This window comes from Xanthomonas euroxanthea (assembly GCF_900476395.1).
In the GTDB taxonomy this organism is placed as follows: domain Bacteria; phylum Pseudomonadota; class Gammaproteobacteria; order Xanthomonadales; family Xanthomonadaceae; genus Xanthomonas; species Xanthomonas euroxanthea.
On record NZ_UIHB01000002.1, the window covers coordinates 954,863 to 968,420 of the forward strand.

Annotated in this window: 11 protein-coding genes; 10 read left to right on the forward strand and 1 reads right to left on the reverse strand. The window is 61.0% G+C overall.

The window, feature by feature from the left end; all coding sequences use genetic code 11:
- Window positions 1-714 precede the first annotated feature (714 nt).
- Window positions 715-1,656: a DNA-binding protein gene (locus CPBF1521_RS11470; RefSeq protein ID WP_115677019.1), complete on the reverse strand. Its 942-nt coding sequence runs from the start codon at window positions 1,654-1,656 to the stop codon at window positions 715-717.
- Window positions 1,657-1,761: 105 nt separating this feature from the next.
- On the opposite strand from CPBF1521_RS11470, the gene CPBF1521_RS11475 reads away from it, so the two are divergent.
- The 10 genes from CPBF1521_RS11475 to CPBF1521_RS11520 all read left to right on the forward strand — a co-directional run bounded on the left by CPBF1521_RS11475 (window position 1,762) and on the right by CPBF1521_RS11520 (window position 13,550).
- The gene (locus tag CPBF1521_RS11475; RefSeq protein ID WP_115677020.1) at window positions 1,762-2,850 is read left to right on the forward strand and encodes a site-specific integrase; all 1,089 of its coding nucleotides are present in this window, start codon (window positions 1,762-1,764) and stop codon (window positions 2,848-2,850) included.
- A gap of 167 nt (window positions 2,851-3,017) precedes the next feature.
- Complete coding sequence (locus CPBF1521_RS11480) at window positions 3,018-3,989, forward strand: hypothetical protein (RefSeq protein ID WP_147295452.1); 972 nt, start codon at window positions 3,018-3,020, stop codon at window positions 3,987-3,989.
- Window positions 3,990-4,447: 458 nt separating this feature from the next.
- On the forward strand, window positions 4,448-6,007 hold the full coding sequence (locus CPBF1521_RS11485; protein ID WP_115677022.1) for a nucleotidyl cyclase domain-containing protein: 1,560 nt from the start codon (window positions 4,448-4,450) through the stop codon (window positions 6,005-6,007).
- A complete protein-coding gene (locus tag CPBF1521_RS11490) occupies window positions 5,994-7,703 on the forward strand; it encodes a ThiF family adenylyltransferase (protein WP_181901201.1) in 1,710 nt (569 codons plus the stop codon). The genes CPBF1521_RS11485 and CPBF1521_RS11490 overlap by 14 nt, the downstream gene beginning before the upstream one ends.
- Complete coding sequence (locus CPBF1521_RS11495; protein WP_115677024.1) at window positions 7,700-8,260, forward strand: Mov34/MPN/PAD-1 family protein; 561 nt, start codon at window positions 7,700-7,702, stop codon at window positions 8,258-8,260. The genes CPBF1521_RS11490 and CPBF1521_RS11495 overlap by 4 nt, the downstream gene beginning before the upstream one ends.
- Before the next feature lie 19 nt (window positions 8,261-8,279).
- Window positions 8,280-9,206: a TIR domain-containing protein gene (locus CPBF1521_RS11500; RefSeq protein ID WP_115677025.1), complete on the forward strand. Its 927-nt coding sequence runs from the start codon at window positions 8,280-8,282 to the stop codon at window positions 9,204-9,206.
- Window positions 9,207-9,317: 111 nt separating this feature from the next.
- Window positions 9,318-10,238, forward strand: coding sequence for a TIR domain-containing protein (locus CPBF1521_RS11505; RefSeq protein WP_115677130.1), 921 nt, complete (start codon window positions 9,318-9,320; stop codon window positions 10,236-10,238).
- A 5-nt stretch (window positions 10,239-10,243) separates the two neighbouring features.
- Window positions 10,244-10,606 carry an adenylate/guanylate cyclase domain-containing protein gene (locus CPBF1521_RS21565; protein ID WP_201798628.1) on the forward strand — a complete coding sequence of 121 codons (363 nt, stop codon included), beginning with the start codon at window positions 10,244-10,246 and terminating at the stop codon, window positions 10,604-10,606.
- Entirely contained in the window at window positions 10,603-10,938 is a 336-nt protein-coding gene (locus CPBF1521_RS21570) for an adenylate/guanylate cyclase domain-containing protein (protein WP_201798629.1), read from the forward strand. The genes CPBF1521_RS21565 and CPBF1521_RS21570 overlap by 4 nt, the downstream gene beginning before the upstream one ends.
- 788 nt (window positions 10,939-11,726) lie before the next feature.
- Entirely contained in the window at window positions 11,727-13,550 is a 1,824-nt protein-coding gene (locus CPBF1521_RS11520) for a hypothetical protein (RefSeq protein WP_115677027.1), read from the forward strand.
- Window positions 13,551-13,558 lie beyond the last annotated feature (8 nt).

The window sequence follows — 13,558 nt, forward strand, 5'->3', positions numbered from 1 at the left end:
ACACGCACATGTCTCCTCAGGCAAGCATCGGCAGGTCGCTTGGCCAAGTGGTGGGGCGGCGGCACATAGTGGATGCGATGATGGCAAGCCTGTGCCGGGGCTACGCTCAAGGACTGACCTTGGTGCTGCAGCCCTCATGGTCAGGTGAACAGCTAAAGCCGCTGCGCCTTGAAGTACCCCTGATCGAATTAACAATCTGCTCTGGTGGGCTTGATCGGGTACGAATAGCGTGGGCACCCTCCTCAGCGATCCAAAGAAGCTCTACTCCTCAAGAGCATGCGGCCCCCATGCCGACGAAGAAGTCCAAATCCATAAAGCGGAAGAGCCGCGCTCGGCGCGTCATTCCGAGGTGAATCTAGAGATTAATAAATTAAGGGCATCTTCTCGGTCGTTTCGCCAATTTTGAGGTAGCTTTTCCGTTGCTCAGCAAATCTGGGGCAACATTTCCGCAGCTCGTGAAGCATGAGGCAGCTTGTCTGCAGAGACATGTACCGATACCCACCCCCGCCTCGATGTCCGTGCCATGCGAATCAATGACTTACGGGTGGGGCGACTCTTCCCCGTCAATCATCAGTTTTCTAAATTCGTGTCCTTTTTGCTCGGATCGTGCCCCTCATTGATTTGTAAGGACTTTTTCTCTCCCGCGGGACACGATCCTAAGTAAGGCCTGGGTGCTCTCCGCGCAGTCAGCACGACACCATGGCTTGCTTGGCATCAGGGCGCCGCTTTGCCGCGACTTCGCTTAGACCGCACAGGTTCTGGATGCTTGGGCTGACTCCGTCCAACATGTTGCTGCCAGGCTGCTTCGAGTGCTGCCGGCAGATCGTTCAATTTGGCCAGTTGTGCCTCAAGTGCATCGGCGCGTGCCTGCTGGATCGTCAGGTCTTGGCGGAGCTCGGAAACATTGCCTTGTGCGCGATCTAGCGCTTCGTCAAGTTGGCGCTCAGTCAGCGCTGCTTCTCGCCGGCTCGTAGCTAGCTGCTGCTTGGCCTGCTTGGACTCCTGACGCGCACGGTCGATTTCAGCATGTGCCCGGTCTTCAGTGGTGCGTATGTGTTGGCTCAAAGTGTCGCGCTCGGCACGCGCCGCATCCTGCAATTCCTGGAGCTGGATTCGCAGCATTTCACTGGCGCCTTCTGCACCGGTGGCACGCAAAGCTAAGGCGTCGCGCTGCTGGCCAAGTTCGGCCAGCTGACGCTGAAGCTGCTCGACAAGACGCTCCAGCTCCGAGGACCTTGCGGCAGCGAGCTGTTCCGCTTGCTGAGCCTCGTGGGTCGAGCTTTTCAGCCGGGCAAGTTCGGCCTGCATGGTGTGCCGATCTCGCTCTAAGGTTTCTCGGGCGTCTAGGAGGTATGCACGATCAGCAGCCAATGCCTCATCAGCGTGCACTCGGGCGTGGTCCAGCGCCAACGTCCACCACTGCCCTGCCAAGGACGCGACTGCTTCAGGCACGTTGGCCGTTGTGATCCGGATCTGACGGTCTGTTGCCAAGCGAGGACCCAAACCCTGCCACCAAGTCTCCAGCCAGCGCACAACAGTGTTCGGTGACCCTGTACCCAGGTGGGCGCGGATGCGCTCGACCGTTGGTCGTTCGCCATCTGCAACAAGTGCATCGGCAGCTTCGTGCACGTCGGATTCGGTGACGCCTCTGGCCATCAAAAATGTCTCCCGTATTGGCACCCTGCCCCACAGTTGACGTACTCGCGATAAGTGATGATTATCGTGGCTACGTCTGCTAATTCGTAGCGTACATTACATACTATGAATGCTAATTCCACTAGTGCCGCCCTCGTCCAGACCGTCCGCCAGCTGGTATTGCCCGAACAGCTGGCGCAACAGGCGGCGGACGCGGTGCGCGAGCTGCTGGCCGAAGCAGCGGCCGAGAACACCACCCGCAGCTACACCAGTGCCCTGCGCTACTGGGCCGGCTGGCATGCGGCGCGCTACGGCATCGAGCTCGCATTGCCGGTGCCCGAAGCTACCGTGCTGCAGTTTGTGGTCGACCACGTGCAGCGCCGCTCGACTGACGGTGAGCTGGCGTGGGAGCTGCCGCCGATCGTTGACCAGGCCTTGGTGGCGGCCGGCCTGAAGGCCAAGCTTGGGCCCTGGACCTTGGCCACCGTGCGGCATCGGGTCGCCGTGCTGTCCACTGCGCACAGGCTCAAACAGGTGACCAATCCCTGCGAACAGCCAGCGATCCGCACCGTGCTCAGCCGCGCCGCCCGAGCCGCAGTCAAACGCGGCGAGCGGCCGCGCAAGAAGACCGCGATCACCCTGCCCGAGCTGGAAGCCCTGTTGGCCACCTGCGACGACAGCCTAGAAGGAACACGGGATCGCGCCCTACTCTGCTTCGGGTTTGCCAGCGGTGGGCGCCGGCGCAGTGAGATCGCCGCCGCCGACCTGCGTGACCTGCGCCGGATCGGCGAAGCGGGCTACATCTACCGCCTGGAGCACAGCAAAACCCAGCAGGCCGGTGTCACCGCGAACTCGACCCCGGACAAGCCGGTGCTCGATCGGGCCGCCCTCGCGCTGCAGGACTGGCTGGACGCAGCCGGGATCACCGAGGGGGCGATCTTCCGACGGCTGTGGAAGCAGCGCGTCGGCCCTGCCCTGTCTCCGGCTGCCGTCGGGGAAATCGTGCAGCGGCGGGCGCGCCTAGCTAGGCTGGAGGGGGATTTTGGCGGGCACAGCTTGCGCTCGGGGTTCGTGACCGAGGCCAGCCGTCAGGGCGTTGCGCTGCCGGCGATCATGCAACCGACCGAGCACCGGTCGGTGTCCAGTGTGGTTGGATACTTCCAGACCGGCGGTGCATCCGCGAATCCTGCCGCTCGCCTACTGGAAGATGGCTAAAGCCGCATAAGCGATCGCCGTGGAACTTCGTTTGAGCGTCGTGGAATGATCGAAAGCCTCGGCAGCGGAAGTTTGACCGATTCTGGGTACGATACCGAAACACTTCAGCCCGGTATTGACGCATGGGACAAGCGGCTATTGCCGACAACTAGTCGCTGCAGATTGTGGTGGAGCTGCTCACCGACGGACTCGATCGCGATCAGTGTCAGCTGCTGCAGGTCACGTCTGACGGCGCCCCGCGACTGACGTCGGCACCCGCGGCGTCCATCGTACTGGAGTGCCTGTTCGACCTGCTGACTGACCTGGTCCTGCTCGACCACATCCTGGTCGAGGCCGCTCACGTGGACACGTGGCAGCGCGCCGACCATGTAGTTGCCCCCGCCACCCGCCAGGGGACCCTGCGCGGATACGACTTCCAGCCGCGGGATCCGGAATTGGGGGCGGTGCGCGATGCGTTTGCCGAGCGTCTGGCGTTTACGGCGCCGCTCCGCGAGCTCCACGCGCAGTACACGACCGTCTACCGTGAGCACGGGGTCAACTCGCACCCGCTGGAGTCGCAGATCTTGTGGAGCGGCGCGGGCATGCTGGCGCGCGCGGTCAAGTTCGACGTGCCGTACACGCCGCACCCGGCACGGCGCCGCTTTTACCAGATCGCCGGCGTCGCACTACCTGACGCCAGCGCCGCTGATCGCACCCTCGACATGGTGCGTACCAGCCGGACCAAGCTGCAGCGGCGTGAGACGCGCAATGAATCGCTGATGTCCCTTCGGTTGCTGCTAGACCCGATCCCGTTGCAGGTAATCCGTGAGGTGGACAGCCCCGCGGCCTTGATTGCCGGTGCCGTGGCGCTGCGCGACCGCTTCCGGCCAGTGTGCGACTGGCTCGGACTGTACCAGCAGCACGTCAACAACCCTAGTGGCACCCCGATCTCCACCTACGAGCGCACGCTGATCGGGATCGCGCGCGGGGTCGACGACGCCCTGGCCAGCGCGGGGCTCGATCAATCGTCGATGAGCGTGGGGTTTGACGGTTTCAGCCTGTCCTGGAACCCGGCTGCGATATGGCGCAAGTACCGCAACCGGCTCGGCGTGCGCGCGATGATCAACCAGCTGGTGCTCGCCCCCAACGGCCGCGCCTAACTGAAGAAACTGCTGGGCTGGTTTGGTGCGCAAGGGACGACGGTCGAGCTCGCCGTGTTTGATCATTTTGGACGCGCGTACTCAGGGAAATAAGAGGTCAGCGATCGACGTCTTCGTCCTGTGGAGGCGCTGGATTGTGTCTCTGCGGTGATCCCAGGTGCAGCGATAACGTACAAAAGCCGGACCCTACCGGTCCTTGCAGTTCCTACGAGGGCAGACGTCTGTCCAAGCCTGTCGATTGGGGGGCTTGAAATGCGCGCATCCGTCACAAATCATAAACGTGAACGGTCATCTGGGCGTCTCGGGGGCAACCCGCACGTAAAACGCCGGTCGCGTGTCTTGCGACGGACATGGAACACCGTTGCCAACAACCTGAGCCAAGGAAATCCACCCATGTGTAGGCACGTCGGTCCGGAATCACTGCAACCCCACCATTTGGCCACGTCGGAGGTGCGGGCATGAGTACCCGAACGTGGAACAAGGATCGCGCCGCCAAGCGCATTCAACAGAAGATCGACGAAGTCGCGTTGAAGGACTTCCAGATCAAGACCTATGTGCGCGACACCGACTTACACAGCCTGTCCAAGAATGTGGCCTACCGGGTCGACGGCGTACACCTGTATGCGGACATCCTCAATTTGAAGGACATGCTGCACGTCACGCAGGTGGAAGGCGAAACCTGCCATCGCCGCGTCCTGCGCTTTTTGAATCTCCACTATCGTGCGGTCGAGCGCATCCTCAACAACGAGGAGGCTCTGCTGATCGACTTCCACAACCAGCGCCTGCACTCAGTCGTGACGAAGCCCTACGACGACGAGGCCAAACGCATCCATCGTGCCATCGCCATCGGCCAGTTGACGATCGACGTGCTCGCCAAGACCGGCGAGGATGCCGACCATCCTGCGGCAGCGGTACGCGTCGGTATCGACACGGGCCAGGCGCTTGCCGTCAACAACGGGCGCCGTGGCCACTGTGAACCCTTGTTCCTGGGTGAGCCCGCCAATCACGCGGCAAAGCGTTCTGGTGGTGGGTCGGCCACCGGCATCTATTTGACCAACAAGGCGCGCAAAGCCATCGGCTTGGCGGCCGCCGCCAACGAGGACGCAACGGCCCTCACGGCTGAGGAGATCGCCAACAGCCAAGCGATCGCCAAGCTCTCAAGCACCGTCGACGGTGTGGTCAAGGACTGGAAGGCCGACCTCGATGCCAATCCGATTGGCAAGTTCGAGTTCAGTGGGCACACCCCGCCGTTTGCCGATCTTGACCTGGAAACGCTCTCGGTCAAGAACTCCCGCCGACAGGACGCCGCCACCGTCTATGGCGACATCGATGGATTCACCAAGTACGTAGGTGCCAACATCGCCGATGACGAGAAGGCCAAGCACGTCGTCCGTGCGCTGCGCGTTCTCCGTAGTGAGTTGGATGCCGTGCTGCACGAGGACTTCAAGGGTCGCAAAGTCCGCTTCATTGGCGACTGCATTCACGGTCTCTTTGTCGAAGGCACGGCACAGACAACCGACGTCGAGAGCACGATCAGCACGATGGTCCTGTGCGCCGGCGGCATGCGCAGCAGCTTCGACTTGGCGCTGGCCAAGTTGAAGGAAGCGGGCACGGACGCCTCAAGCCTCGGCCTGCAGGTGGGCTTCGAGTATGGCCCGATGACCGCAACCCGTCTGGGCATGAAGGGGGATCTCATTCGCTGCTCGGTCAGCCGCGGCACGCTGGTCGCCGAAGCGGAGCAAGGCCGCTGCAGCGGCGCTGAGACCGCGATTGGCCAGGTCGCCCACGACAAGGGCTCGAAAGCGGTGCAGGCGATCTTCGGATCGACGCGCAAACGCAAAGGCCTTGACTACGCGACGGCGGTCGATGAACTGGCCGCGAAGGATGACAAGACCGCACGTGTGGCCAAGGCAGCCGCGGCTGCCGGCGCTCTGCTGCAGCCGGCGACGTCTGCAGCAGATCCCTATGCCTTCCGGAATTCACCGAGCGGGCCGGCCAAACCCAATGGCTTCGCTTAGTCTCTGGTTTCTGGCTGATCAGGCGCGCTTCCGTCGTGAGCGTGAAGCGCTGGTCGAATTGGCCAACCGGACCGATTGGCTGAACTTGGGTCCCTGTCGATTTGATGCGGGATGCATGGTGGTGGACTGCGACATCGACATTGGACACCAGGTCTATCAGGCCGTTCTTCGGTTTCCGGAGACCTTCCCCCACTCCCCGCCCTCGATACGACCGCGTGACGGCCAAGGGCGGTGGTCGATCCATCAATTCGGGGATGGCGGCGATCTATGCCTGGAGTATCGCCCCGACAACTGGTCGCCGGAACTTATGGCGTGGCAGATGGTGGAGAGCGCCTATCGCCTGCTGCAGGGCGAGAACCCCGCTCCGAACGAGCATGCACGCGTAGCGTCAGCACATCGGACCACGGAAGGTCAGCGCCTTCGTGCGGCGTTCAGTCGCCTTCCGCTTACGCGTGCCCTTGAGGAACGCCTGAGCCAGTTGCTTCCTGGCGTGGGTGTCCGAGGCTCGTCAGTCCTCTATCTGACTGAGGACAACGTCGTTCGCTTCATTACCGGACTCGATTTTCCTGACGAAGACCCCTGGGTGGATCCCGATGTGCCGTCGATGCTGAGATCTGAAACATGGAAAGCGCGTGTTTATGTGAGGCGTCTGGTGGCTCATGAATCCCTGCCATCCACAGCCTGCTACGCCGAGTTTTCTGCGGGTTCCGAGCCCCTGGGATGGCAGGCGACCGACCAGCTTCTGGTTGTCATGAAGGACGATGCCATTCATGCGTATCAGACGTTTGACGACTATGTCGCCCCGGTCTCCGTCATACGCGCGGCGCCCGTTGCGTCGCGCCTTAGCGACGAGCATCGCCTTCTGGCGGACAAGCACGTCGCCGTTCTTGGATGCGGCTCGATGGGCAGCAAGATCGCGACCATGCTTGCTCGCGCCGGCGTCAAGAAGTTCGATCTCGTGGATGACGACATCCTTGGCGCAGATAACCTGGTGCGCCACGATCTGGACTGGCGTGAGGTCGGCCAACACAAAGTGATGGCTCTCGCCAATCGCATTCGCCGCGTACGGCCCGGCGCCGACGTGCGTGTGCGCACCCAACAGTTGGCGGGCCAGGAGTCCAGCCGTTCCTCCGAGACCATTCTGTCGCGACTGGCAGAGTGCGATCTCATCATCGACGCGACAGCGAATCCAGCTGCGGGCAACATCCTTTCAGGGTTCGCTCAGACCACCCATATTCCGTTACTGTGGGCAGAGGTTTTTGGAGGTGGCGTGGGTGGCCTAATCGCACGGCATCGCCCGGGCATTGAGCCTCCGGTACCCCTGATGCGTCGTGCGATTGAGAATTGGTTTGCGGACAGGGGCATCGCCCCGGAACTTCAGGTCGAGACCTATGAACGAACGGGCGATGAAGCGCCCATGGTGGCGGACGACGCCGACGTGACGACGATTGCAGCCAATACGACGCGCATGGCCATCGATGCGCTTCTGGGGAGAGATCCGTCCTATTTCCCGTGGTCGGTCTACGTCATGGGCCTATCGCCCTGCGACCTGTTCGCCCAGCCCTTTGAGACCCATCCCATCGCCTTGCCGGAGCCACCGCCAGCCGTCGCTGAGACTGTGCTGACCGAGGAGGAAGTTGGCGAGGAGATTTCCTTCTTGCAGCGGGTCCTGGCTGGGCCCACCGAGCTCACATGAGGATCCGTGTTCCTGCTTTTGTCATAGAGAAGCTAGGGCGGGAGCTGAAGGCGGCCTGTGGACGCGAAATTGGCGGTGTGCTTGTTGCAGAACGCTTGGGTGGAGACGAATTTCTGATTGCTGACCTTTCTGTGCAGCGCAGCGGTGGCTCCAGTTTCTTTTTCGAACGTGACCCGGCGGAGCATCAAGCCTTTCTGGCGGACTTCTTCTACCGAACGGACCATGACTACGCGCGATTCAACTATCTTGGTGAATGGCACTCACACCCAAACGTCGACGCAGTACCTAGCGTAAAGGACGTACTGTCTATGCAGGAGATCGTCATGGACCCAGCGGTTAACACGCCGTTCGCGGTACTCCTGATCGCGCGTAGGCGGCTCTTTCGTGGCCTCGACTTGTCGGCGACAGAATTTCGGCCAGATAAGCTTCCTTCCCCAGCTGCCTTGCTCGCGCGTGATGGAAGTGCCAATGACAAGGACTTTAATGAAGTACGGCCACGCGCCCGTCGCCGACTGCCATGGTCCTCGCCCGCCTCAACCCTCAGAGTAGATCCATAACCAACGGCAGAGCACAGTCATGAAGGAACGGTTTGAAAAGAAAGACACGCTGGTTGACGCGCTGCTGGCTCAGCGCATCATTCAGGGCAATCGTGAGCTTGCGTCCAAAATTGCTGAGGCCGGAACGCTAGTGGAGTGCCCGCCGGGTAAGAACCTCATCGAACAAGGTCATACCGATCGCGACGTCTACTTTGTCTTGACCGGAAAGCTCCGAATCATTGTGAATGGCGTCCGTCATCACACACGCGAGACGGGCGATACGGTGGGGGAAATGTCGGCGCTCAACCCCACCATTTCTCGTTCCGCCACGCTCTGCGCCGAGGAATCTTGCGTAGCGCTCAAGGTGGATGAAGCCTCCTTCGTCGCTGCGCTGGACGAGCACCCAATTTCATGGCGACTCATCGCGTCCGATCTCGCCAGGCGCATTGAGCAGCGAAATCGCTACGTAAATAGGACCAATCCGCGGCCCAGAGTCTTCATCGTCAGCTCTGTCGAAGCACTGACGATTGCAGATGAGATCCAGTTGGCTTTGCAGTATGCGAACTGCGTCGTTATTCGATGGAGCGACGATGAAATATTTCCCGTCGGCGCCTATCCGATCGAAGCGCTTGAGGAGCAGGTAAGTTCCGCGGACTTTTGCATCGCTATCGCGAGCGCGGACGATATCGTCAGGGCTCGGCATCGCCAGCACGCCGCACCCCGAGATAACGTCATCTTCGAACTTGGCTTCTTCATGTCGAGCATTGGTCGGCACCGCACGCTGCTTTTGATTCCACGGGGCAATGAAATCAAGGTTCCCACGGACTTCAAGGGCATTACGCCGATTTCATACGATGACAACACCGACGACCAGCCGCTTTCGTCAGCTCTGGGGCCCGCTGTTACGCAGATCAAGAAGACCATCGAGAAGCTCGGCGTGCGGTCTTCACTCCAGGTCGCAAAGTAGTGGTCGGGCTCAAGCGGGCCTGGTTGTAACGGCCTGATGCCGTCGTTTCAACCTCTACTCCGCTGCCTGCAGCGCGAGATGACGAAATTAGGGATGGGGAACTGTATGCGAATGATCGAACGTTTTGAAGGAGACGCCGGCAGGCGTCTCCTCGTTGACGCACTGACCAAGCAAAAGATGGTGGGTGGAAATGCGCCCTTGGCCGAGACCCTGGCTGAGCTGGTGACCCTGAAGGAGCTTGCTCCCGGGGAGGTCTTGATCGCCGAAGATGCCGCCGATAACGACCTCTATCTCGTCCTGAGCGGTACGCTGGATGTCAGCGTAAAGGGCATCAAGATTGCCCAGCGCACGACGAACGACGTCGTGGGCGAAATGGCGGCGGTTGATCCCACGCTACCTCGAAGCGCGGCAGTACTTGCCGTCACAGAAGGACTCGTGGTGAAGCTGCCCGAATCCGATCTGGCGCGAGTGGGCAACGCCTATCCGGAAGTATTCCGTCACCTAGCCGTGCTCATGGCGCATAAGCTTCAGCAGCGAAATCGCCTGGTACGTCCCGCTCGCACCAAGACACGAGTATTCCTCATCAGCTCTGTCGAGGCACTTCCGATCGCACGTGCCGTGCACAATGCGTTTGCCCATGACAAATTCGATGTCATCCCGTGGCAGGAAGGCGTGTTCAAGGCAACCAGCTATACCTTGAAGACGCTAGAAGACGAAGTCGACAAGGCTGATTTCGCCATCGCCATCGCCCATGCCGACGACATCGTTGAGTACAAAGAGACGGACTGGCCAACACCACGCGATAACGTGATATTCGAGCTGGGCCTGTTCATGGGGCGCCTGGGGACAGATCGCGCCATCCTCCTGGAGCCGCGCAACAACAAGGTCAGGTTGCCCAGCGATCTTGCAGGCGTCACGACGATCACATACCGATATGACAAAGAAAGCCCTAACAAGGCCGCACTATTGGCCCCGGCGTGCAACGAATTGAGGGATTACATCGTCGACAAGGGCCCAAAGAAGGATTGGTGATTGGTATGGCATTAAAGGACGATTTGATAACCGACTGCGCAGCTTTTCACTCGCTTGATTGGTCAATCCAAGATGCGCGTATCGTGCCTGCGCCCAGTGACCTAGCCCTGGGCAATTCGGCTAAGAAGCTCAGCTCGGCCGCCGTCCTCTACGCGGATCTCGATGGCTTCACCAGCATGGTAGATACCAAGTATTGGCATTTCAGCGCTGAGGTCTACAAGTCCTTTCTGAATGCCGTAGCCAAGATCGTGAAGAGCGAAGGCGGGTTCATCACTGCTTACGATGGCGACCGGCTCATGACCATCTTCATTGGTGACGGGAACTGCGACGCCGCGGTGCGAGCGGCCTCAAGATCCAGTGGGCGGTGAAGTACATCATCAACCCGGCGATCAAGGCGAAGTACAACACCAACTTTATCGCTCGTCATACTGTGGGTATTGATGTATCCGATCTCCACGCGGTCAGGACAGGTGTTCGTGGCGACAACGACTTAGTCTGGGTGGGGCGCGCTGCAAACTATGCGGCCAAGCTCACCACACTAAGCTCAGAGACGCCCACATGGATCACCAAGGCAGTGCATGATCGGCTGTCGCAGAAGTGGAAGAGCTCGGACGGAAAGCTCATCTGGAAAGATTGGAGTTGGACCAATATGGACAAGCACCCCATCCGATCATCCACCTGGGAGCTTGCAATTCCATGAGTAAATCCAACGCGTAACAGCAAGTGGGACTTCCGTGAAGCGCACACACCAGTAGCGCTCCAGAATCAATCGGTAGCTACCACACAGACAGCATTGATTTCGCCGCACGACGGTCAGGCTTCACGCAGTGCCGTGATGGTCCACTTGACTATCTGGCGTTTGCCCGGTCCAGTCCTGGAATGCGCGGAAAAAGGAATTGGGATCTTCGAAGCCCAGCAGGAGCAAGTGCTGCATTTCATGCAGCCAAAAAGCAAGAAAAACTGATGGTCTACCTCACCAAGGCCCGAGAGGAGATGCAATGGTTCGGGCCTATGATAAGTGATCATAAGTACGGCCTTGGCTGCTGTTAGCAGCGCCTGGAGCCAATCACTGCGGACGCGTAAGGTTTGCGCTCGTCCAAATATTTCCCATCTGTGCGGCCGCTCAATAGCCATCAGCATCAGTTCGTTATACGGCAGCGACAGGCGGCAGTCAGTGCGGAGCGGCTGTCACCAAAGGCATGGGGAATGTATGGCCTTCGCACTGGCGCTTAGTTTCCTTGCCGGGTTTTTTCTATCCTACTGGACAGGTGTCAGCAGTGCGCAGTGACTGCGAAATTGGGTCGGAAGCGAGCATGCCCCCTACCCCCGATAAATCTTCCTAATCCCCTGCCCCACTAGCCCCGGCTTCGGTCAGGAGCAGACGTTGGCCTCAGATTTAAGGCCACGCTTCGCGACCTCCGATATACTCAGGTCATCATCGGCTGTAGATGGTCAGTGGCGCTGAGCGGCAGCGTTGGAGAGCAATCTATGCAGCAGGAATGGTTCGAAATGCAGGCCGAACGGCGCCGGCCCTACGCCATGCAGACCTGGATTCCGCTGCGCGCCTTCGAGGGCACCCGGGAAGGCGACATCGCCCAGCTCGGCTACCAAGAAGACGTGTCATGCGCGGTCTCGGTCGCGGTGCAGGCCACGCAACGCACGGCGGTCGAGGACGTCGAGTGGGGGGATTCGGGGCTGAGCAACACCCAAGGCGCCTATGCCTTCGAGGACGGCCGATACAAAACTGCCGAAGCCTTCGAGATCGAGGACGGGGTCGACGTCGGCATCCAATTGGTCCTGGCGCAGTACAACCCCATCGGCGACCAAGTGTGGCACTTGAACCAGGACCTGGTGCTAGCGCTGGCGCTGATCGAGGAGAACCACAGCTGGATCCGACCCGACGAGAACTACGCCGTCGTCGCCAAGCGTACATTTCACTCCGACGGCTCGATCGCGGGCATTCATATCCGCACCGACGTGCTGCGCGACTACCTGTGCGCTCGCGGCATGGCGCTGCGCCTGCTGACCTACCGCGAACGCACCACCTACGAAGCCATGGCCGACCACATCGAGTGGCCCGGCGGCCGGATCCAGGTCCCCCTCGCCGACGGACGCTTCGAAGGTAGCGTCACCCGGGTGCTGCCAGGGGGCTATCCGGAAGGAGCCACCGTCGCCGTTCACCACGTGTGGCGCACTGACGTGGATGTCGAGGCCGATGTCCCCGTCATGAGCCCGGAGACCGACGAAGGCACCGATTACACCCATCGTCGCTTCACACGCACCGGCCCCGTGATCCACCGTATCAGCGGCCAGAGCTGGCGCCGCGAATGGATCGAACCGGCGACACGCAGTCCGCGCGTGCGCGGCGACCACGAGCCCTCAGCAACCACCTTCATTGTCAATGCCGCAGGCGACCGCCAGAACGCCGATGAGCTCAACGACGAGGACATCGGGCTGTGGCTGTGGTTCGAGCCGACGATCGTGAGCGACCTGCTGGCGCTGCGCGGCGGCAAGCTCGAGTGGTACACGCACGACACCGGAGGTCTGCAAGGCGAGCCCGGCTATAGCAGCATCCATTTCGGCATCAACGAGGCCGGACTAATCAACGTGTACGCGCGGGACGTGGCTCGGCTGTCCGAATGGCATCGGCGCATATGGGCCGGACGCAATCTCTACCCGAATGGCCGGCTCAGTGTCGAATTGGGCCAGGCGCATGTCGAGGGACGGGTGGCAGACACCACGGCGCCGGAAGCACGTACCACCGAGGCGCTGATCGCGATCGATGCGGCGGCGCAAGCCATTTGGGGTTTTCCCGTCTTCCGCCCCCACAACATCCAGGATCGACTCTTGGCGACCGTGCACCGCTTTCGCGCGACAAACCGAGACTCGCTGCTAGAGCTGGCCAAAGATGTGGCGCGACTGACGGCCGATCGCATGGATACGGTTGCGCTGCAGGCCTTCGCGCCGGTCACCCCGGAATTGGGAGGCACCGGATCGCTGAAGTCCCTCGAACGCGCGCTTGCTAAGCATGAGGGCGCGGCACAGGCACGAGCCCTCATGGGGCCGTTGGCGGGCATCTACGATCTCCGTGTCGGTGCGGCCCACCTGCCCGGATCGCAAATTAGCGACGCGTTTGCACTTGTGGGCATCGATCCGGCGGCGAAGCCCTATGATCAGGCTGTGCAACTTCTCACCACGCTGGCGACGACGCTCGAAGCGATCGCCGTGTCGATCCGCGCGAGCGCGCGGGCCCCCGCCGCGTCCAGTGCTTTGACATCGACACCTGCGTCGTCACGACGACGCGTGACCTGAGGAGTGCC